Genomic DNA, 18,383 nt, shown 5'->3' on the forward strand with positions numbered 1-18,383 from the left:
GGGGCTCCGCCCCTGGACCCTGGGCCGCTCTGGGATGGCCGGAACCCGGCGGACCATCGCACACCGGAGGCCACCAGACCGCGCCTGCCTGGTCCAGGTCGTTCGTCCAGCGGGGCGCTCCACCTGGACCAGGCAGGCGCGGCCCGGCCGAGCGAAGCTTGCGCGACGGGATGCCATACCGGAACACAGACCACCTATCGCTTTGAAGATCGAGGGATTAACAAGTCTCAAGATCATGCGGCCCAACGAGGGCACAAGCCCCGCCGTAAAGAGCCGAAAAGCGATGACAACGAGCGCGAACGATATGCCCTGGTCAGCGCCGCCATTCGTCACACCGGCCGAGGTCAGCGCACTACCCCGCTTGGTTCGAGATGTACTACAACGTCTGACCTGTTCTGACGCCTGAAACGGTGGCATGCCCCGGCTCCCAGCCGACATGGCCGCCGTTTGTGTCCCCGGCGCGGATCAGACAATGCAGTTCATGCAGCTGTAATCGAAGGAGACCCCGATGGAAAGTGATCACGTCGTAGTCCTGACCACGACACCCTCGGAAGAGGAGGGCCGAAAGATCGCGCACGAGCTGGTCGAGGCCCGGCTGGCCGCGTGCGTGCAGATCACCTCGCCTGTCCGCTCGGTTTACCGGTGGCAGGGCGAGATCTACGACGAGCCGGAGTGGCAGCTGTGGATCAAGACCGCGTCCGACAAGGTCGACGACCTTGTGGCCTGGCTGCCCGAGCACCACAGCAGCGAGGTCCCAGAAGTGATCGTCCTGCCGATCACCGGCGGGTGGAGCAGGTACCTGGATTGGATCGTGGCGGAGACCCGCGTCTGAGAAGGTCTCCGGGGAACGCCCGCGGGCCTGGTGAGCGACGGACAGGGAGGTGGACCGAGGATGCGCAACGACGTGCTTCGGAGACTGGCTGAGGTGGTCGAGTCCATCACCGTCGCGCATCCGGTACGGGTTGCTGTCGATGGGGTGCCCGCCTCCGGTAAGACCACGCTGGCCGACGAGTTGGCCGGTGTCTTGCGTGCGCAGGGTCGTGACGTCGTTCGGGCGACGATCGACGACTTCCTCTTCCCGCGGGCGCGGCGTTATGCGCGCGGGGAGTATTCGGCCGAGGGCTGCTACTTCGACACTCACGACAACGACGGGTTGAAGCGGGTGCTGCTCGATCCGCTCGGGCCGGGTGGTGATCGACAGTTTCAGGACACCCTCTACGACCGGGCGGCGGATGCCGTGCTGTCTCCGCCGGTCAGGACGGCGCCGGCCGGCGCTGTGCTGATCTTTGACGGGGTCTTCCTGATGCGGCCCGAGCTGAATGATCGGTGGGACCTGCGGATTCTGGTGTCTACGGCGTTCGAGACCACCTTGGAACGGGCCGTGATCCGGGAGCGCGGGGTGTTGTCATAGGCCGACGTCGAACGGCGTTGGCGCGAGCGTTACCTGCCCGCGCAGGAGTTGTACAACGCGGCGGTTCTTCCCACCGGGCGGGCCGACGTCATCGTGCACAACGACGATCCCGGGCAGCCGGTCTGCGAGATGCGGCACGCCGGCTGCGCCTGCCCGTGCTGCGGATACGTCACCTTGGAGCAGCGCGGGGAGTACGAGATCTGTCCCGTGTGCTTCTGGGAGGACGACGGGCAGGACGATCACGACGCCCACGAGGTGCGGGGCGGGCCCAACAGGGCGCTCAGTCTGACGCAGGCCAGGGCCAACTTCGCAGCGTTCGGGGCCTCGGACGAACGGCGGCGTCACCTGGTGCGGCCGCCGAGAGCGGACGAACGTGACCGCCGGTAGCGTGCCGGGCATGGGAACCCATTGGACGTTGGGGTGCGATGCTGCCGACCCGCAGCGGCTGGCCGCATTCTGGGCGCAGGCGCTGCGTTATGTGCCGGAGCCGGGCTACGACGGTCCTGACAATGCTTCGCTGATCGATCCGGCGGGGAAAGGGCCGGCGATCAGCTTCCTGCGGGTGCCTGAGGGCAAGACCGCCAAGAACAGGATGCACATCGACATCCGGGTCGGCGGCGAGCACCTCATCCGTACCCGGGTGGCCGAGCTCGTCACCGCCGGGGCGACCGTGGTGCGTGAGGAGTCCTACGGCGGTGACGAGCTGGGTCATGTGGTCATGCTCGATCCCGAAGGGAACGAGTTCTGCGTGGCCTGACGATCAGCCGTCGACGCTCGTCTTCGAGACGGTCTTGCAGTACTGACCGGTCTCGTCGGCGGGACCGTCGAAGAGGCAGACCTTCAGTTTGATGGTGTCACCGGCGTTGATGTTCCGCGGCGCGAACGGGTCCCAGATGACGGCGGCGCCGGCCAGGCCGTTGCCGTTGTACTCGGACTTCTGCTCACCGTTGTTGACGGTCGAGAACGCCGTGACGCCGTGGCCGTCGGAGCAGTAGTCGTGGATGACCAGGTAGTCGTCGTTGTTGCCACCGCCCGCGGCACCCGGGCCGTAGTCGACGAACTCCACCGAGCCGCAACCGTTGGTGGTCTTGACCGTGAAGCTGTCGTCGGTCGCCGCGAACGCGGCCCCGGGCGACAGCAGAACCGCGGCACCGGCCGCGGCGGCCGAGGCCAGCGCGGCACGCCGGACGAACCTTGTGCTGAGTTTCATGGGTGGATCAGCTCCTGTCTCACTCGCGAAAGACAACCCCGTCGAGCATCCGAATTCCATGATGGACGCTCGATCTTTGTAGCAGCGCGAAGTGATGAGGATCAACGTCCGAACAGCCGATACCCAGTGATGAACGTCAGCGGGGGCGTTGCTGGCGCATGCCCTTGCCGCCGGGGCGCATGTTCTTGGGGATGGCGCCCTTGGGCATCTGGGGGCGGGCCATCAGGGCGCCGAGGCGCTTGTCGAGGGCGTTGACGTCCTTGCCCGTGAGGTTGCGGGGGAGCTTCATGACCGTGGTGCGGAGCTTGCGGATGGACAGCTCACCCTCGCCCTGGCCGATCAGGTAGTCGTACATCGGGGCGTTGCCGATGACCTTGGAGAGGCGGCGCTTCTCCTGGCCCATGAGGTTGCGGACGCGCTGGGTCTGGCCCTCGCCGAGGAGGATGACACCGGGGCGGCCGATCACGATGTGGACCATGTCGAACTGGGTGGTCGAGCTGGCCGCCGGGCGGACACGCCAGTCGCCGCGCATGTTCTCGACGATCGAGGCCGCCGCGCCGGGCTGACCCTCGGCGGCGTTCATCATGGCGGTGTTCGAGCGGAGGTTGAGCACGATCAGGGCGGCCAGGAGGGCCACCATGATGCCGATCGGGATCCAGACCCAGCCGAGCCCCAGGAGAACAACCAGCACCGTCAGCGCCAGCGGGATCAGGACCGCCGCGATGAGCAGCGGGACGAACCACTTGTCCTGCCGCGCCGTGAACGCGAACACCTGGCCGATCTGCTTCAGGCGCTCGACGAACGACACCTTCTCCTGGGGTTTTGCCATACCCGAAAGTGTAGTGGTCAGCGAGGCGCCCTACTCGCCCAGGACCCGGCGACCGCCGAGATCCAGACCGACGCCGTGATCGCCCCGACGGCCAGGCCCAGTGATCCGGCCGCGCCGCCGCTCATCGCCCACAGATTCCCGATCAGCAACGCCGAGCCCGCGACCGCCGAGACCACCGCCGCGCCGTGGTGCCCGGCACGCCGGAAAGACCGGGCCAGGACGTAACAGGCCGCGATCAAGGCGGTGAAAGCGACCGTTCCCGCGGCCATGTGGCCGTAGCTGTGCCAGGTCAGAGCCGAGGTCATCCCGTACGGCGTCCCGGCCGGAAACCCGTCGGCGGGGTCCATTACAAAAACTCCGGCGGCGAAGAGCCCGGCCCCGTAGGTGGCGACCAGCCTCGGCACCCACCTGCTGTCCAGCACCCGGCGCAGTCCAGCCGCACCGATCATGGTCAGCACGCCGGCGACGAGGAAGTTCATGATCTGGAGCCACCCGAGCCCGCCGTTGCTCAGCATGCTCAGCGGGTGCCGGGTGAGGTCGAAGCCCTCGCGGGTGGCCGCCTGGGCGAGGGACACCACCGCCCACAGCGGTCCGGCGACGGCGGCGCAGATCAACATCGAACGGGTGGTGGGCGTGGGCATGGCTGGGCCTCTCTCGGGTTCGTATTCTGCGGTTCTGCCTTCACGTCGGCCCTGTGATGTGACAGGGAATGGTGTGATTACCTGTCACATCTCTCGTTCGACGTCTGGGCAGGAGTCACCACCGAGAACGGAGCAGCACGATGCGCTTTCTGATGATGTCCAAGCCGACCGAGCAGTCCACCGACGAGAACCTCTACGCCGAGATGGGCAAGTTCATCGAGGAACTGACCGCGGCCGGCGTCCTGCTTGCCACGGGTGGTCTCGAGCCGGGCGGCGTCCGGGTCACCTCGGCCGGTGACGAGATCACCGTGACCGACGGGCCGTTCACCGAGGCGAAGGAGGCCGTGGCCGGGTTCGCGCTGGTCGAGGTCCGGTCCCGCGAGGAGGCCATCGAGCTGACCCGGCGCTTCCGCAAGATCGTCGGCGATGGCGAGAGTGTCCTGCAGGAGGTTTTCGGCCCGTGACCGGATCGACCCGCACCCCCGGCCTCGATGCGGGCCGGGGGTGACGGACACCCACCGCACGATCGATGCGGTCTGGAAGCTCGAGTCCGCCCGGATCATCGGCGGGCTCATGCACCTCGTGCACGACATCGGCCTGGCCGAGGAGTTGGCCCAGGACGCCCTGGTCGCTGCGCTCGAACAATGGCCTGCTGCGGGCGTACCGGAAAATCCCGCGGCGTGGCTGACGGCGATCGCCAAACGGCGGGCCGTCGATCACCTCCGCCGGGCGCGGCTGCACGAGCGCAAGGCTGACGCGTACGCCCGTGACCTGGACCGACCGGCCGAGCCGGACCACGACGACGTGCTGCGGTTGATGTTCATCTCGTGCCATCCGGTCCTGCCGGCGCAGGACCGGGCGGCGCTGACCCTGCGTGTCGTCGGCGGGCTGACGACCAAGGAGATCGCCCGAGCGTTCCTGACGAGCGAGCCGGAGATCACCCGCCGCATCGCCGACGCCAAGCGCGCACTGGCCGACGCCGCGGTGCCCTTTGCGCTGCCGGAGCCGGAGGAGCTGACCGGCCGGCTGTCGTCGGTGCTCGAAGTCGTCTACCTGATCTTCAACGAGGGGTATTCGGCGACCTCGGGTGATGACCTGATGCGTCCGGCCCTGGGTCACGAGGCGCTGCGGCTCGGCCGGATGCTGGCCGAACTCGCGCCGGACCAGGCCGAGGTCCACGGCCTGGTCGCGCTCATGGAGATCCAGGAGTCGCGCTCGGCGGCGCGCACCGGCCCGGCCGGCGAGCCGATCCAGCTCCACGAGCAGAACCGCGGCCGCTGGGATCCGTTGCTCATCCGGCGCGGCTTCACCGCGCTGCTCCGCGCCAAGGACCTCGGCGGTACGCCCGGACCGTACGTCCTGCAGGCGGCGATCGCGGTCACCCACGCCCAGGCGCGTACGGCGGAGGAAACGGACTGGGCGGGCATCGCCGGGCTGTACGCCGCACTGGCCCGGCTGCTGCCGACACCGGTCGTCCAGCTCAACCGGGCGGTCGCGGTCGGCCTGGCCCGGGGTCCGCAGGCCGGGCTGGACCTCGTCGACTCACTGCGCACCGACGCCGCCCTGCGGGCCTATCACCTGCTTCCGGGCGTCCGCGGTGATCTCCTGCTCCGGCTCGGCCGCGACGAGGAGGCCCGCCACGAGTTCGAACGTGCGGCCGCGCTGGCCCGCAACGCCGCCGAGAGCGCGTTCCTGCTCCGCCGCGCCGCGGAGATCCCGGCGCCGGCGCCGGCCGGCAGCACGCTCGGCGAGGCGGTCCGCGACTTCCTCGCCCGCGACGACCTCGGCCCGGCAACACTGCGGTCCTACCGGCAGACTCTCGAACGACTGAGCCTTGCCGTCGGCGGCGGACTGCCACTCACCACCGTCACCGCTCCGGAGGTGGCGCGGGCGTTCTCGTCGCTGTGGGGCTCGACGTCCGCCAAGACCTGGAACCGCCACTTGTCGGCGATCCGCTCCTTCAGCACCTGGTCGGCGACCGGCGACCTGGCCGCGACCCTGGAACGCCGCCCCGAGACCCGCCCCCGCATCACGCCGATCACCGCCACTGGTCTCGAAGCCGTGTGGGGTCTGGACCTGCCCCTCCGCGAGCGCGCACTGTGGCGCCTGTTGCACGAGTCGGCGGCCGGTGTCCGTACGGTGCTGTCCCTGAACGTCGAGGACCTGGACCTTGAAGACCGCCGGGCCCGCGCCGGTGCAACCTGGGTGACCTGGCGTTCCGGTGCTGCCCGGCTGCTGGACGAGCTGCTGGGGGGACGCACCCGTGGGCCGGTGTTCCTGGCTGACCGGCGGCCGGGGCCGGGCCGGATGCCGCCGGAAGCGGACCGCTGCCCGGACACCGGCCGCGGACGCCTGTCCTACGAACGCGCCGAATACCTCTTCAAGAAGGCGACAGGACCCCTCGACCCGGACGGGCGAGGGTTCACCCTTCGCCGGCTCAAGCCGTTCAGAGACGCCGGGCCAGGGAATCGATGAGATCGACGGTTGCCGCCCAGCCCGCCGCGTCCGGTGCGTGGGTGGTGGCGATCGAGTGGACGTCGAACGTGTTGTGTGGGGTGAGGCGGTCGGCCTCGGCGATCATGCGGTCCTGCAGCGCCGGCGGGAGGCAGCGGTCGCGGGTGTGCCTGATGTAGGTGCGGGGGATCCGGCCCCAGGTTGCCGCGTGTCCGCGCGCCTCGTCCAGCGGGACCTGCACCGACTCGTCGGGCTGCATGGTGTTGAGCATGGCCAGGAACTCGGCGTCGCTCGCGTCGGCCTGCAGGGCCTCCTTGAGCAGGGCGATGACTTCCGGATCGGCGGTGCGCCAGTTGGTGCGGGACGCCCCGATGACCGCCGGGTCGCCGATGCCCGCCGGAGCCAGGGACATGAGCAGGCTGTCCGCGGCCTCCGGCGTGGTCAGGTACGCGCCGCAGCTCGGCAGGTCGATGCAGCAGAACGCCGAGCTGTAGACGATGCGGTCGATCAGGTACGGGACCTCGTTGCCGACACGGCTCAGCGTCGCGCCGCCCATGCTGCCGCCCCAGAGCAGCACCGGGCCGTTCCGGGCCACCCGGCGGACAACGGCGACGGTGCTCCGCACGTAGTCGTCGAGGGTGATGCCGGCCATCGGCGAACGCTCGGTGGCCAGCGCCGCGAGGTCCTGCGGCGCCTGGTACGACAGACGGAACTGGCCGTCCGCGGCCGCGTGGCCGGGGAGCTCCACGCCCAGCACACGATGGCCGCGCATGGTCAGCTCGGCGTCGCCGCCGGGCCCACCGTTGGCCCCCGCCACCAGGACGATGGTCGGGGCCCGGTGCCTGCCGTACGCAGTCGCGGGTATCGCCGCGGCTGCCGTTGCCGCTGCGCCTGTCAGGACGGTTCTGCGTGTGGTGCCTGCCATGGCTGTCCTCCCGGAGAAGTCGGAACCTCTCCATCGGAGCGTGGCCACCCGGCTACCGGCCACCGGCCAAAGACTCGAACTGCCTAACTTCGGGATAGGACGGCGAGCCGGTCCACCAGCAGCTCCGTCCGGCGCTCGGTTTCCGCCGGTGGCAGTCGCCCCGCCCGGGTCAGGGTGGCCAGCCCGTGCAGGGACGCCCAGAACACCTCGGTGAAAAGCCCCGGATCGACGCCGTTGCCCGCGACCTCCCCGAGGCTTTCCAGCAGGGCGGCGAAGGCGTCCTGCAGAGGTGCCGGAGTGTCCTCCTGGGCGAACGCCAGCCCGCCGTCCAGCTGGAACATGGCGTCGTAGACGGCCGGGCTGCGGGCGGCGAAGTCGAGATAGGTGCGGGCGAGGGCGGTGACCCGGGCCCTTGGTCCGTCCGCGGCGGAGGCCGCAGCCCGCAACGCCACGGCCATCTCGGCGGCGCCCTGGAGGGCAACGCCGCCGATGATCTCGCGCTTGCCGCGGAAATGGCTGTAGAGGACGGGCTGGCTGTATTCGATCCGCTCGGCCAGCCGCCGCGTGGTGACCGCGTCCCAGCCCTGGTCCTCGGCGATCTCGCGAGCCGTCGCCAAGATGAGGCGCTCGCGGTCCGCCCGTTCGCGCTCTTTGCGTTCCTGTACCGACATGATGTGATCCTAGCACCGCTAGACAATCGAGCGGTAGAAGGTATAGCGTTGCACTGGCAGCTATCAACGCTAGATTTCAGGAAGGACCATCATGCTCAACGCCCTCGAGGTCCTCACCACCGTCATCGTCGGCGTGATGGTGGGGGTGGAATTCGCGGTCGCCTTTGTCATCAACCCGATCCTGTGCGCCCTGCCCCGCGACAGCGGTCTGCTCGGCCGCGCCCACGGCGGCCGGATGCTCGGCGCCGTGATGCCGGTCTGGTACATCACGTCGCTCGTCCTGGTCGCGATCTGGGCCGTCGCCGGGTGGGGAGACGAAGGCACCGGCCTCGTTGTCACCGCCGGTGCGTTCCTGCTCGTCAGCGTGCTCATGTCGGTCGTACTGCTCGTCCCGATCAACAACCGGACCAGCACCTGGACCCCCGACAACCGCCCCGACGACTGGAAGCAGCAGATGAAGCGCTGGGACCGCCTCCACTACATCCGCGTCGTTGTCATCATCGCGGCTTTCACCATGCTGGTCGCCGCGCTCGCCTGATCAGGTCACCGCGCAAGAACCCGCCCACCAGAACAAACGGTGGGCGGGCCGGATGAAGAGGACGGCGACGGTGTGGTCAGCCGCGGGCGGCGAGGGCCTGCTGGTAGAGGCGGCCGGCGCGGTAGGACGAGCGGACCAGCGGCCCGCTCATGACGCCCGCGAAGCCGATCTCCTCGGCCTCGTCGCGGAGCTCGACGAACTCCTCCGGCTTGACCCAGCGTTCCACGGGGTGGTGGCGGGGGGTCGGGCGCAGATATTGGGTGATGGTGATGAGCTCACAGCCGGCGGCGTGCAGGTCGCGCAGCGCCTGGGAGACCTCTGCGCGCTCCTCGCCCATGCCGAGGATGAGGTTGCTCTTGGTGACGAGGCCGGCCGCGCGGGCCTGGGTGATCACGCCGAGAGAGCGGTCGTAGCGGAAACCGGGGCGGATGCGCTTGAAGATGCGGGGCACGGTTTCGACGTTGTGGGCCAGGACCTCGGGGGCGGAGCCGAAGACCTCGGCGAGCTGGTCGGGCTCGGCGTTGAAGTCGGGGATGAGCAGCTCGACGCCACAGCCGGCCTGCAGCTTGTGGATCTGGCGGACCGTCTCGGCGTAGAGCCAGGCGCCGCCGTCGGGGAGGTCGTCGCGGGCGACGCCGGTGACTGTTGCGTACTTCAGGCCCATCGTGGCGACGGACTCGCCGACGCGGCGGGGCTCGTCGGCGTCGAACTCGGCGGGTTTGCCGGTGTCGATCTGGCAGAAGTCACAGCGGCGGGTGCACTGATCGCCGCCGATGAGGAAGGTCGCCTCGCGGTCTTCCCAGCACTCGTAGATGTTGGGACAGCCGGCTTCCTGGCAGACCGTGTGGAGGCCTTCCTTCTGGACCAGGCCACGCATGTGCGTGTATTCCGGGCCCATCTTGGCTTTGACTTTGATCCACGGCGGCTTGCGCTCGATGGGAGTTTCGGCGTTGCGCGCCTCGATGCGCAGCATGCGGCGGCCCTCGGGAGCAATAGTCACAAGGCTGAGGTTACGCCGAAGACAAGATCAACCGTGGCAGGGGCGACGAGGCTCACTTACCTGATCCTGTGAGGGCCCTCACGCCTTTTGCGGAAACTCAGTTTGCGGGCCGATCCGCCGCTGTTAAGGTCTCGTCCACGGCGACGACGGAACCGAGTAACGCCCCGATCCGACCGGCCGAGAGAGCCACCGGCAGCTGTGAAGGTGGCCCGGCGCCGGGGCGCGAAGACACTCCTGAGCCGAGCACGACAAGAGGCGCCCGGACCTCCGGGCGTGAAGGTGTGGTGGTACCGCGAGGATCCCGCTCGCCCACGCCTCCCTGGGGCCGCGTTGCAGTCACCGAGGAGGTCAACAGCCATGCAACGCATCCTCTCCACCGAACTGGCCCGGCACACCGGCGAGACCGTCACGGTCGCCGGCTGGGTCCACCGCCGCCGGCTGCTCAAGGCCGTCGCCTTCCTGATCGTCCGGGACGCCGCCGGCTTCACCCAGGTTGTCGTCACCGAGCCGGAGCTGCGCGCCCGGATCGAGACGCTGCCCGAGGAGTCGGTCGTCTCGCTCACCGGCACGGTCACCGCCAACTCCGCGGCCCCGGCCGGGGTCGAGCTCACCGGTCCGACCTTGCAGATCTTGAACGCTGTGGGCGTACCGCTGCCGTTCGAGCTGCATCGGCCCGCGCTCGGGGCTAGCCTGCCCACTCAGCTGGACCATGCGGCTCTGGCTCTGCGGCATCCGAGCCGCGCAGCGGCGTTGCGGATCTCCGCGGCCGCGACCGAGGGGTTCCGGGCGACGCTGGCACGGCAGCGGTTCGTCGAGATCCACACGCCGAAGATCGTGGCGTCGGCGACCGAGTCGGGGGCGAACGTCTTTGCGCTCGACTACTTCGGGCGGCCGGCCTATCTGGCGCAGTCGCCGCAGTTCTACAAGCAGCTGATGGTCGGCGTCTTCGAGCGGGTCTTCGAGGTCGGGCCGGTGTTCCGGGCGGAGCCGCACGACACGGCCCGGCATCTGGCGCAGTACACGTCGCTCGACGCCGAGCTGGGGTTCATCGGCGACCACCGGGACGTGATGGCGGTGCTGACCGAGGTGATCGCCGGCATGACGGCCACCGTTGCGGAGCGGACCGGCTTCGAGGTGCCCGAGGTGCCTGCGGAGATCCCGGCACTGCACTTCTCGGACGCGCTGAAGATCGCCGGTGCGCCGGCCGACGAGCCCGACCTGGCGCCCGCGCACGAGCGGGCGCTGGGGGAGTGGGCGCTGCGCGAGCACGGGTCGGAGTTCGTCTTCGTGACCGGTTATCCGATGCGCAAACGGCCGTTCTACACACATCCGCAGCCGTCCGACCCGGCCTGGTCGAACAGCTTCGACCTGCTGTTCCGCGGGCTCGAGCTGGTCACCGGCGGGCAGCGGCTGCACCGTTACGAGGACTACGAGGCGGCCCTGGGCGGGAACACCGCGCCGTACGAGGGTTATCTGGACGCGTTCCGCTACGGGATGCCGCCGCACGGCGGTTTTGCCATCGGGCTGGAGCGTTTTGTCGCGCGGCTGACCGGTGCGTCCAACGTCCGCGAGGTCACGGCGTTCCCGCGCGACCTGACCCGGGTCACACCCTGAGTCAGGCCAGCACGGCGATGGTGATGCCGACGACAACCACCAGCGGGATGATCGTGGTGCTGACGACGATCGCCCAGGCGATCGGGTGGCCGAAGTTCAGCAGCACCCGGCCGTTCCTGGTCGGCACGAAGACGCGCTTGTCCAGCGGGTCGCGGTAGAGGTTCACAGCAGGGTCGGCAGGTGGCGTTCGACAACCGGCAGCAGGTCGGCGACCGTCACCGGCCGGCCCAGCTCCCAGCTCAGCGAGGTCACCCCCGCGTCGCGGATGCCGCACGGCACGAAGCGGTCGTAGTTCGCCAGGTCGCAGTCGCCGTTGATGGCGAAACCGTGCTGGGTGACACCGCGGGACACGCGGATGCCGATCGCCGCGATCTTGCGGTCGGGGCCACGGTCGTCGGCGCGCACCCAGGCGCCGCTGCGGCCCTCGACGCGGTCGGTCGTGACACCGAACTCGGCGCAGACGTCGATCAGCAACTGCTCGACGCGGCGGACGTACGCCACCACGTCGATCGGGTCGGGCAGCTTGACGATCGGGTACCCCACGAGCTGACCCGGGCCGTGCCAGGTGAGCTTGCCGCCCCGGTCGACGTCGACGACGGGGGTGCCGTCCGTCGGCCGGTCCAGCGGCTCGGTGCGCTTGCCGGCGGTGAAGACGCTCGGGTGCTCGAGCAGCAGGATCGTGTCCGGCCGGGTGCCCGCCACCACGGCGTCGTGCAGCCGCCGCTGCTCGTCCCAGGCCTCGCGGTAATCGACCAGGCCCGGGCGCAGGACCTGCAGCGTAGAAGTCGTCACGAACAAGAGCCTAGCTCTTGGAGAGCGGATCGATCCCGGGGCGGATGCGCCACAGCAGCACCCCGCCGACACGTTCGGGCTCACCGAGCAGGTCGGTCGCCGTCATCTCCACGGCGGCGCGGAACAGCGGGCTCTGCGATCCCGTGATCTGGTCCGGCAGGAACACGGCCTGGACCTTCCAGTACGCGAAGTCGTCCCGGGCCTGCTGGCGGTCGTAGTCGTCGAGCGGGATCACGTAGCCGTACAGGGCCGCGCGGAAGAACAGCCAGTCGGTGTGCCGCTGGGTGGCCCCGATCTGGCCCGTGCCGTCCGGCCCGCCGGGCCCGAGGAAATACCCGTCGGGGATGCGGAACTGCTCCCCGCGCCGGGCCATCGTGTACGCCTGCCAGCGCTGCCCGTCAGCGGTGTCCGTGGTCGCGAACGGCAGCGTGGTCAGCACACCGCCGTCGCTGACGTAGTCCTTCCAGATCCCGTCCGCGATGAACGAGGGCTCCGGGGCGCGTTCGGTCGTGAGCACCGGCATCGGGAAGAGCGGCACCAGCGCCACCGCGAAGCCGGCCGCCCACAGGGTGTGTGTCCGGGTCGACGGCATCGGCTCGGTCAGCAGCCGATCGACGGTCAGGGCCAGGACGATGCCGATCACGCCGACGACCACGAGGGCCAGGCGGCCGGGCAGGGCCGAGTCGAAGAGCGGGAGGTGCAGCAGGGCGGCGTACGGGAGCTTGATGCTTGTGGTGCCGCCGAAGAACTTGAGCTGCGGTCCGAGGGACAGCACCAGGAAGACGACGCCGACGGTGGAGAGCGCCGTCAAGGTCGCGAAGCGGCTGGGTGTCGCGTGCCGTCGCAGCATTCCCATCGCGACGACCACGAGGACCAGCAACGGCAGGCCGAAGAACGACGTCTCCTCGGTCGGGTTCGGCGCCAGGGCGCTGCCCAGGCCGAGCCAGCCGGCGACCGACCGGGTCGGATATTCGAAGTAGGCGCCGATGTCCTCGGCGTAGTGCGCCTGGTTGAAACCGGTCCCGCTGAACGTCTGCGGCCCGGCGAAGTGCATGAACAACGGGTACGCCAGCAGCGCGCCGGCGACGACCGCGGTCACGCCCAGGCCGGCGAGGACCGTCGGCACGGCCCGGCGCGCCTCGGACCGGCAGGCCGGCAGCAGCGACCGGGTGATCAGGAAGACGCCGCTGGCCAGCGCGGTGAAGAACAGCCCCTCGGCGGCGATGGAGAAGCCGACGGCCACCAGCAGGCCGAGGATGATGCCGTTCCGGAGCCAGCGCTTCGGCTCGGGGAGCTTGAGCACCCACCACAGCACCACGGGCGCGACCCAGCCGGCGGTCCAGTTCAGATGGCCGTTGGCGTGCGAGATGAAGCCGGGCGCGAAGCCGCAGAAGAAGCCGCCCAGCGCCGCGGCCGCGGACCGCTTCACCAGGTATCGGCGGAGGAAGAGGTACCAGGCGAACGCCGAGCCGGCCAGGTTGAGGGTCAGGATCGCCGCGAAGCTCACCTGCGGACCGGCCAGCACGGTCAGCGGTGCCAACAGGACGATGTACACGGTGATGGACGTGTTCGCCGCGAGGTTGACGCCGAGCGGGGTGTTCATCAGGTCCGTGAAGAACGGATCGGCGCCGTGCCCCAGCAGGTAGACGCCGTAACCCAGCAGCCATTCGAAGAAGGCCTGATCACCGGCGTTCTTGGCGACGACGTGCCCGGCGGGGTCCTGCCACAGGCCGTTGGTGACCCACGCCGCGAGGGCGAGGGCCGCGACGGCGACGATCAGGTGGGGACGCCACGACAGAAGACCGCCGGTGCGGGTCGGTGTGACGACCGGCGGATCGGCGGACTCGGAAGGCGCTGCGGCGACGACGGACACCAGCCGCAGGTTAGCAAGTCCGGGCCGGGACTCAGGCCGCCGCGTTCGATTCCTGGTCGACCGCGGCGCGCAGCGCCTCCTCCAGAGTGGGCTGCGAGAAGCGGAAACCGGCCCGCTCGAGCACACCCGGCAGCACCCTCTGGCTGCGCAGAGCCTCGCCGGCGAACTCGCCCAGAGCCACCTGCAGGGCGATCCCCGGCACCTGCAGCACGGCCGGGCGATTCAGGACACGCCCGAAAACCTGGGTGAACGTGGCGTTGGTGACCGGGTCGGGGCCCACCATGTTGACCGGGCCGTTCACGTCGTCGCGGTCGAGCAGGAAACCGGTCGCGGAGAGCCAGTCGGCGAGACCGATCCACGGCACCCACTGCTTGCCACCACCGAGCTTGCCGCCGATGCCGAGCCGGAAGAGCAGCATCTGCGGCTTGAGCAGACCACCGTGCTCGTCCAGGGGCAGACCGGTGCGCAGCAGCACCACCCGCGTGCCGGCGTCCTCGGCCGGGCGGGCGGCGGCCTCCCACACCCGGCACACGTCGGCCAGGAAACCGGTGCCCGCCGGCGCCTCCTCGGTGACCGGGCGGTCGCCGGTGTCGCCGTACCAGCCGACGGCGGAGGACTGCAGCAGGACGCGGGGGCGGTCGGCGGCGGGCAGGGTCTTGATCGCGCGGGCGATCGTGCCGGCCGTGTCCACCCGGCTGCTGCGGATCAGGCTCTTGTACCGGGCGTTCCAGCGCTTGTCACCGACACCGACCCCGGCCAGGTTGATCACCGCGTCGGCCCCGGCGACCAGCGCCGGGTCGAGCTGGCCCGAGGACGGCTTCCAGGTGGCCTCGTCGGCCGCCTGGGCGGGACGGCGCACCAGCTTGGTCAGCTCGTGCCCTTCGGCACGGAAGCGTTCGACGAGCCGCGTGCCGAGGAAGCCGGACGCGCCGGCCAGGAGGATGCGCATGCCTCCATCATTGCCCGAACTTGAACCCGCTCAAAACAAAAGAGGGGACGCAGGCGCCCCCTCTTTCGCATTCCGGCTCTTTACGAGGACAGGCCGAGGTCTCCCTCGAACTGACCGGCTTCCAGGCGCTCCTTCATCGTCACCAGGAAGCGGGCAGCGTCCGCGCCGTCCACGATCCGGTGGTCGTAGCTGAGCGCCAGGTAGATCATCGAACGCGGCACGATCAGCTCGCCCAGGTTGGGGTCGTCGACGACCACGGCGCGCTTGACGACCGCGCCGGTGCCGAGGATGCCGACCTGCGGCTGGTTGATGATCGGTGTGTCGAAGAGCGCACCCCGGCTGCCGGTGTTGGTCAGCGTGAAGGTGCCGCCCGACAGCTCGTCCGGGCTGATCTTGTTGTTGCGGGTGCGCTCGGCCACGTCGGCGATCCGCTTGGACAGGCCCGCGAGGTTGAGGTCGCCGGCGTCCCGGATGACCGGGACGACCAGGCCCTTCGGGGTGTCCACCGCGATGCCCAGGTGCTCGCCGTCGTGGTAGGTGACCGTGCCGGCCTCCTGGTCGATCGACGAGTTGACCACCGGGTGCTCACGCAGGGCCTCGACCGCGGCCAGGGCGAGGAACGGCAGGAAGGTGAGCTTCGCGCCGTTCTTGGCCTGGAAGTCCGCCTTGGCCTTCTGGCGCAGGGCGGCGACCTTGGTCAGGTCGACCTCGACCACCGTGGTGAGCTGCGCCGAGATGTGCAGCGACTCGACCATGCGACGAGCGATCGTCGCGCGGATCCGGGTCAGCTTCTCGGTGCGGCCGCGCAGCGGGCTCGGAGCGGCCTTGGGCGCCGCAGCCGGTGCCGGCGCCTCGGCCTTGGCGGCGGGAGCCGGGGCGGCCTTCGCGGCGGCGGCCTTGTCGGCGGCCTCGATGACGTCCTGCTTGCGGATCCGGCCGCCGACGCCGGTGCCGGTGAGCGACGCGAGGTCGACACCCTTCTCGGCGGCGAGCTTGCGGACCAGCGGGGTCACGTAACCGGCGTCGCCGGCACCGTTCGCCTTGACCGTCTCGGCGGCCGGGGCGGCGGGCTGGGCGGGCGCCTGCTGGGCGGGCGCCTTCGGCTCGGGCTCCGGGGCGGGCTTCGACTCGACCAGCGGCGCGGACTGCTGCTGCGGCGCGGGCGCGGCGGGCTTCGGGGCCTCGGCCTTGGGGGCCTCCGCCTTCGGAGCCTCGGCCTTGGGCGCTTCGGCCTTCGGAGCCTCGGCCTGGGCGGGCTCGGGCTGCTTCGGGGCCGGGGCCTCGGCGGGCGTGCTGCCCTCGGCGCCGATGATCGCCAGGTCGGCGCCGACCTCGACGGTCTCGTCCTCGGGGATCTTGATCTCCAGGAGCGTGCCGGCGACCGGCGACGGGATCTCGGTGTCGACCTTGTCGGTGGAGACCTCGAGCAGCGGCTCGTCGGCCTCGACGGAGTCGCCGACCTGCTTGAGCCAGCGGGTGACCGTGCCCTCGGTGACACTCTCGCCCAGGGCGGGCATCTTGACGGCCGTGCCCTCGCCACCACCGGTCGGTGCCGCAGTCTTCGGCGCCGGCGCTTCCTCCTCGACGGGCTTCTCGGTCGAGGGCTCGTCGAGCGCGGCCGGCTCGGGCTCCTCCTCCTCCTCCTGCTCCTGGGCAGGGGCGGGCGAAGCCGAACCGGCGTCCTCGTCGTCACCCGCGATGATCGCGAGCTCGGAGCCGACGTCGGCGGTCTCGTCCTCGCCGACGACGATGCGCGAGAGCACACCGGCGGCGGGCGACGGGATCTCCGTGTCGACCTTGTCGGTGGAGACCTCGAGCAGCGGCTCGTCGGCCTCGACCCGCTCGCCCTCCTGCTTCAGCCAGCGCGTGACGGTGCCCTCGGTGACGCTCTCACCGAGCCGCGGCATGGTGACCGATACCGGCATCTCTCAGAACTCCTTAACCGCTAAAGAACGGGAATCGTGGTCAGGCGTGGGCGTGCAGGGGCTTGCCGGCCAGCGCGAGGAACGCTTCACCGAGCGCCTCGTTCTGCGTCGGGTGGGCGTGCACGAGCTGGGCGACCTCTTCCGGGAACGCCTCCCAGTTGTAGATCAGCTGCGCCTCGCCGACCAGCTCGCCCATCCGGGCGCCGACCATGTGCACACCGACGACCGGCCCGTCGTTGACCCGGACCAGCTTCACGAAGCCCTGGGTCTTGAGGATCTGGCTCTTGCCGTTGCCGCCGAGGTTGTAGTTGTAGGTCGACACCTGCTCGGCGCCGTACTGCTCCTTGGCCTTCGCCTCGGTCAGGCCCACGGAGGCGACCTCGGGGTCGGAGTACGTGACGCGGGGGATGCCGTTCTCGTCGATGACGGCCGGGCTCTTCCCCGCGATCTCCTCGGCGACGAAGATGCCCTGCTGGAAGCCGCGGTGGGCCAGCTGCAGGCCGGGCACGATGTCGCCGACCGCGTAGATGTTGCCGACGCCGGTGTGCAGGCGCTCGTTCGTGATGACAAAACCGCGGTCGAGCGTGATGCCCTGCTGCTCGTACCCGAGGTCCTTGGTCGTGGGGCCACGGCCGACGGCGACCAGGAGGATCTCGGCCTCGACGGTCTCGCCGCCGGCGAGGTGGGCCTTCACGCCGTTCTCGGTGTGCTCGACCTTCTCGAACGGCTTGCCGACCTTGAAGTTGATCTTCCGCTTGCGGAACGCGCGCTCGAGCTGCTTCGAGATTTCCTCGTCCTCGGCGGCGACCAGCCGGGGCAGCGCCTCGAGGATGGTCACGTCGGCGCCGAACGACTTCCAGACGCTGGCGAACTCGACGCCGATGACACCGCCGCCGAGCACGATCGCGGAGGTCGGCACGCGGTCGAGCTTGAGGGCGTGCTCGCTGGCCAGCACGCGGGTGCCGTCGATCTCGAGGCCCGGGAGCGTCCGCGAGTAGGAGCCGGTCGCGAGGATGATGTTGCGGCCGGTGTACCGCTGACCGTCGACCTCGACCGTGTCCTGGGAGACGAGCTTGCCGGCGCCCTGGACCAGCGTGATGTTCGGCTGCTTCATGAGGCCCTGGAGGCCCTTGTAGAGGCGGCCGACAACGCCGTCCTTGTAGGCGTTGACCCCGGCCATGTCGACACCGACCAGGTCGGCCTTGATGCCGAACTGCTCGCTCTCGCGGGTCTGGTCGGCCACCTCCGCCGCGTGCAGCAGCGCCTTGGTCGGGATGCAGCCGCGGTGCAGACAGGTGCCGCCCAACTCCGCCTTGTCGATCAGGGCCACCGACAGGTTCAGCTCGGCCGCACGCAGCGCGGCGGCGTAACCGCCGCTGCCGGCGCCGAGGATCACGATGTCGAAGGTTCCGCCAGGCTGGCTCACGTCTACTCCCGGATCGCGTCGTTGCCACGTGGGTCACACGGTGGAAACGGTCACAGCTGTCCCGGCCATCTTGTCACTTACCCGGCTCGTCTATGTATCCAGGTGCCCAACAAAACCGGTCAGGA

Annotated in this window: 19 protein-coding genes and 1 pseudogene; 8 read left to right on the forward strand and 12 right to left on the reverse strand. The window is 69.8% G+C overall.

What is annotated here, in order from left to right; all coding sequences use genetic code 11:
* Nucleotides 1–508 precede the first annotated feature (508 nt).
* The 4 genes and pseudogenes from cutA (at nucleotide 509) to AFR_RS09295 (ending at nucleotide 2,168) form a co-directional block, all read left to right on the forward strand.
* The gene (cutA, locus tag AFR_RS09280) at nucleotides 509–832 is read left to right on the forward strand and encodes a divalent-cation tolerance protein CutA (RefSeq protein ID WP_023359690.1); all 324 of its coding nucleotides are present in this window, start codon (nucleotides 509–511) and stop codon (nucleotides 830–832) included.
* Between the two features lie 60 nt (nucleotides 833–892).
* Nucleotides 893–1,540 (forward strand): annotated as a pseudogene (locus tag AFR_RS09285) (nucleoside/nucleotide kinase family protein); the annotation flags it as partial.
* Nucleotides 1,541–1,798: a CPCC family cysteine-rich protein gene (locus AFR_RS09290; protein WP_084298353.1), complete on the forward strand. Its 258-nt coding sequence runs from the start codon at nucleotides 1,541–1,543 to the stop codon at nucleotides 1,796–1,798. It abuts the pseudogene before it with no gap.
* 10 nt (nucleotides 1,799–1,808) lie between these two features.
* Entirely contained in the window at nucleotides 1,809–2,168 is a 360-nt protein-coding gene (locus AFR_RS09295) for a VOC family protein (RefSeq protein WP_041841956.1), read from the forward strand.
* A gap of 3 nt (nucleotides 2,169–2,171) precedes the next feature.
* Here the strand turns inward: AFR_RS09295 and AFR_RS09300 are convergent, their stop codons facing one another.
* From AFR_RS09300 to AFR_RS09310, 3 genes are all read right to left on the reverse strand, one after another.
* Entirely contained in the window at nucleotides 2,172–2,621 is a 450-nt protein-coding gene (locus tag AFR_RS09300; RefSeq protein WP_023359698.1) for a hypothetical protein, read from the reverse strand.
* 136 nt (nucleotides 2,622–2,757) lie between these two features.
* Nucleotides 2,758–3,450: a DUF4191 domain-containing protein gene (locus AFR_RS09305; RefSeq protein ID WP_023359700.1), complete on the reverse strand. Its 693-nt coding sequence runs from the start codon at nucleotides 3,448–3,450 to the stop codon at nucleotides 2,758–2,760.
* Between the two features lie 17 nt (nucleotides 3,451–3,467).
* The gene (locus tag AFR_RS09310) at nucleotides 3,468–4,091 is read right to left on the reverse strand and encodes a DUF998 domain-containing protein (RefSeq protein ID WP_023359702.1); all 624 of its coding nucleotides are present in this window, start codon (nucleotides 4,089–4,091) and stop codon (nucleotides 3,468–3,470) included.
* 140 nt (nucleotides 4,092–4,231) lie between these two features.
* Here AFR_RS09310 and AFR_RS09315 point away from each other — a divergent pair, with 140 nt between their 5' ends.
* Both AFR_RS09315 and AFR_RS48575 read left to right on the forward strand, forming a co-directional pair.
* Complete coding sequence (locus AFR_RS09315) at nucleotides 4,232–4,555, forward strand: YciI family protein (protein ID WP_023359704.1); 324 nt, start codon at nucleotides 4,232–4,234, stop codon at nucleotides 4,553–4,555.
* 40 nt (nucleotides 4,556–4,595) lie between these two features.
* Nucleotides 4,596–6,566, forward strand: a complete 1,971-nt coding sequence (locus AFR_RS48575; RefSeq protein WP_023359706.1) for a sigma-70 family RNA polymerase sigma factor — start codon at nucleotides 4,596–4,598, stop codon at nucleotides 6,564–6,566.
* On the opposite strand, the gene AFR_RS09325 is transcribed toward AFR_RS48575, so the two are convergent.
* Together AFR_RS09325 and AFR_RS09330 are read right to left on the reverse strand one after the other, a co-directional pair.
* Entirely contained in the window at nucleotides 6,538–7,362 is an 825-nt protein-coding gene (locus tag AFR_RS09325) for an alpha/beta fold hydrolase (protein WP_238547254.1), read from the reverse strand. The two genes, AFR_RS48575 and AFR_RS09325, sit on opposite strands and share 29 nt — an antisense overlap.
* 191 nt (nucleotides 7,363–7,553) lie before the next feature.
* Nucleotides 7,554–8,141, reverse strand: coding sequence for a TetR/AcrR family transcriptional regulator (locus AFR_RS09330; protein WP_023359710.1), 588 nt, complete (start codon nucleotides 8,139–8,141; stop codon nucleotides 7,554–7,556).
* 91 nt (nucleotides 8,142–8,232) lie between these two features.
* Here AFR_RS09330 and AFR_RS09335 point away from each other — a divergent pair, with 91 nt between their 5' ends.
* The gene (locus AFR_RS09335; protein ID WP_023359712.1) at nucleotides 8,233–8,679 is read left to right on the forward strand and encodes an anthrone oxygenase family protein; all 447 of its coding nucleotides are present in this window, start codon (nucleotides 8,233–8,235) and stop codon (nucleotides 8,677–8,679) included.
* A 76-nt stretch (nucleotides 8,680–8,755) separates the two neighbouring features.
* Here AFR_RS09335 and lipA read toward each other — a convergent pair whose 3' ends face one another.
* Nucleotides 8,756–9,652, reverse strand: a complete 897-nt coding sequence (lipA, locus tag AFR_RS09340; protein WP_041840724.1) for a lipoyl synthase — start codon at nucleotides 9,650–9,652, stop codon at nucleotides 8,756–8,758.
* A 384-nt stretch (nucleotides 9,653–10,036) separates the two neighbouring features.
* Here lipA and aspS point away from each other — a divergent pair, with 384 nt between their 5' ends.
* Nucleotides 10,037–11,293: an aspartate--tRNA(Asn) ligase gene (aspS, locus tag AFR_RS09345; protein ID WP_023359716.1), complete on the forward strand. Its 1,257-nt coding sequence runs from the start codon at nucleotides 10,037–10,039 to the stop codon at nucleotides 11,291–11,293.
* Between the two features lies 1 nt (nucleotide 11,294).
* Here aspS and AFR_RS09350 read toward each other — a convergent pair whose 3' ends face one another.
* The 6 genes from AFR_RS09350 to lpdA form a co-directional block, all read right to left on the reverse strand.
* Nucleotides 11,295–11,459 carry a hypothetical protein gene (locus tag AFR_RS09350; RefSeq protein WP_023359718.1) on the reverse strand — a complete coding sequence of 55 codons (165 nt, stop codon included), beginning with the start codon at nucleotides 11,457–11,459 and terminating at the stop codon, nucleotides 11,295–11,297.
* Nucleotides 11,456–12,091, reverse strand: a complete 636-nt coding sequence (lipB, locus tag AFR_RS09355; protein ID WP_023359720.1) for a lipoyl(octanoyl) transferase LipB — start codon at nucleotides 12,089–12,091, stop codon at nucleotides 11,456–11,458. The genes AFR_RS09350 and lipB overlap by 4 nt, the downstream gene beginning before the upstream one ends.
* 4 nt (nucleotides 12,092–12,095) lie before the next feature.
* Complete coding sequence (locus tag AFR_RS09360; protein ID WP_023359722.1) at nucleotides 12,096–13,958, reverse strand: DUF6311 domain-containing protein; 1,863 nt, start codon at nucleotides 13,956–13,958, stop codon at nucleotides 12,096–12,098.
* A gap of 31 nt (nucleotides 13,959–13,989) precedes the next feature.
* A complete protein-coding gene (locus AFR_RS09365) occupies nucleotides 13,990–14,907 on the reverse strand; it encodes a TIGR01777 family oxidoreductase (protein ID WP_023359724.1) in 918 nt (305 codons plus the stop codon).
* Nucleotides 14,908–14,987: 80 nt separating this feature from the next.
* Complete coding sequence (sucB, locus tag AFR_RS09370; protein WP_023359726.1) at nucleotides 14,988–16,832, reverse strand: 2-oxoglutarate dehydrogenase, E2 component, dihydrolipoamide succinyltransferase; 1,845 nt, start codon at nucleotides 16,830–16,832, stop codon at nucleotides 14,988–14,990.
* A gap of 40 nt (nucleotides 16,833–16,872) precedes the next feature.
* Complete coding sequence (gene lpdA / locus AFR_RS09375) at nucleotides 16,873–18,258, reverse strand: dihydrolipoyl dehydrogenase (RefSeq protein WP_023359728.1); 1,386 nt, start codon at nucleotides 18,256–18,258, stop codon at nucleotides 16,873–16,875.
* Nucleotides 18,259–18,383 lie beyond the last annotated feature (125 nt).

It is taken from the genome of Amorphoplanes friuliensis DSM 7358 (assembly GCF_000494755.1).
GTDB lineage: Bacteria > Actinomycetota > Actinomycetes > Mycobacteriales > Micromonosporaceae > Actinoplanes > Actinoplanes friuliensis.

What these genes read in the sequence shown, in the direction of transcription:
- AFR_RS09300 (WP_023359698.1), bottom strand. Translation starts at nt 2,621, where the DNA reads ATGAAACTCAGCACAAGGTTCGTCCGGCGTGCCGCGCTGGCCTCGGCC.
- AFR_RS09305 (WP_023359700.1), bottom strand. Translation starts at nt 3,450, where the DNA reads ATGGCAAAACCCCAGGAGAAGGTGTCGTTCGTCGAGCGCCTGAAGCAG.
- AFR_RS09335 (WP_023359712.1), top strand. Translation starts at nt 8,233, where the DNA reads ATGCTCAACGCCCTCGAGGTCCTCACCACCGTCATCGTCGGCGTGATG.
- AFR_RS09295 (WP_041841956.1), top strand. Translation starts at nt 1,809, where the DNA reads ATGGGAACCCATTGGACGTTGGGGTGCGATGCTGCCGACCCGCAGCGG.
- sucB (WP_023359726.1), bottom strand. Translation starts at nt 16,832, where the DNA reads ATGCCGGTATCGGTCACCATGCCGCGGCTCGGTGAGAGCGTCACCGAG.
- AFR_RS09330 (WP_023359710.1), bottom strand. Translation starts at nt 8,141, where the DNA reads ATGTCGGTACAGGAACGCAAAGAGCGCGAACGGGCGGACCGCGAGCGC.
- AFR_RS09290 (WP_084298353.1), top strand. Translation starts at nt 1,541, where the DNA reads ATGCGGCACGCCGGCTGCGCCTGCCCGTGCTGCGGATACGTCACCTTG.
- AFR_RS09365 (WP_023359724.1), bottom strand. Translation starts at nt 14,907, where the DNA reads ATGCGCATCCTCCTGGCCGGCGCGTCCGGCTTCCTCGGCACGCGGCTC.
- AFR_RS09315 (WP_023359704.1), top strand. Translation starts at nt 4,232, where the DNA reads ATGCGCTTTCTGATGATGTCCAAGCCGACCGAGCAGTCCACCGACGAG.
- lipA (WP_041840724.1), bottom strand. Translation starts at nt 9,652, where the DNA reads ATGCTGCGCATCGAGGCGCGCAACGCCGAAACTCCCATCGAGCGCAAG.
- cutA (WP_023359690.1), top strand. Translation starts at nt 509, where the DNA reads ATGGAAAGTGATCACGTCGTAGTCCTGACCACGACACCCTCGGAAGAG.
- AFR_RS09310 (WP_023359702.1), bottom strand. Translation starts at nt 4,091, where the DNA reads ATGCCCACGCCCACCACCCGTTCGATGTTGATCTGCGCCGCCGTCGCC.
- aspS (WP_023359716.1), top strand. Translation starts at nt 10,037, where the DNA reads ATGCAACGCATCCTCTCCACCGAACTGGCCCGGCACACCGGCGAGACC.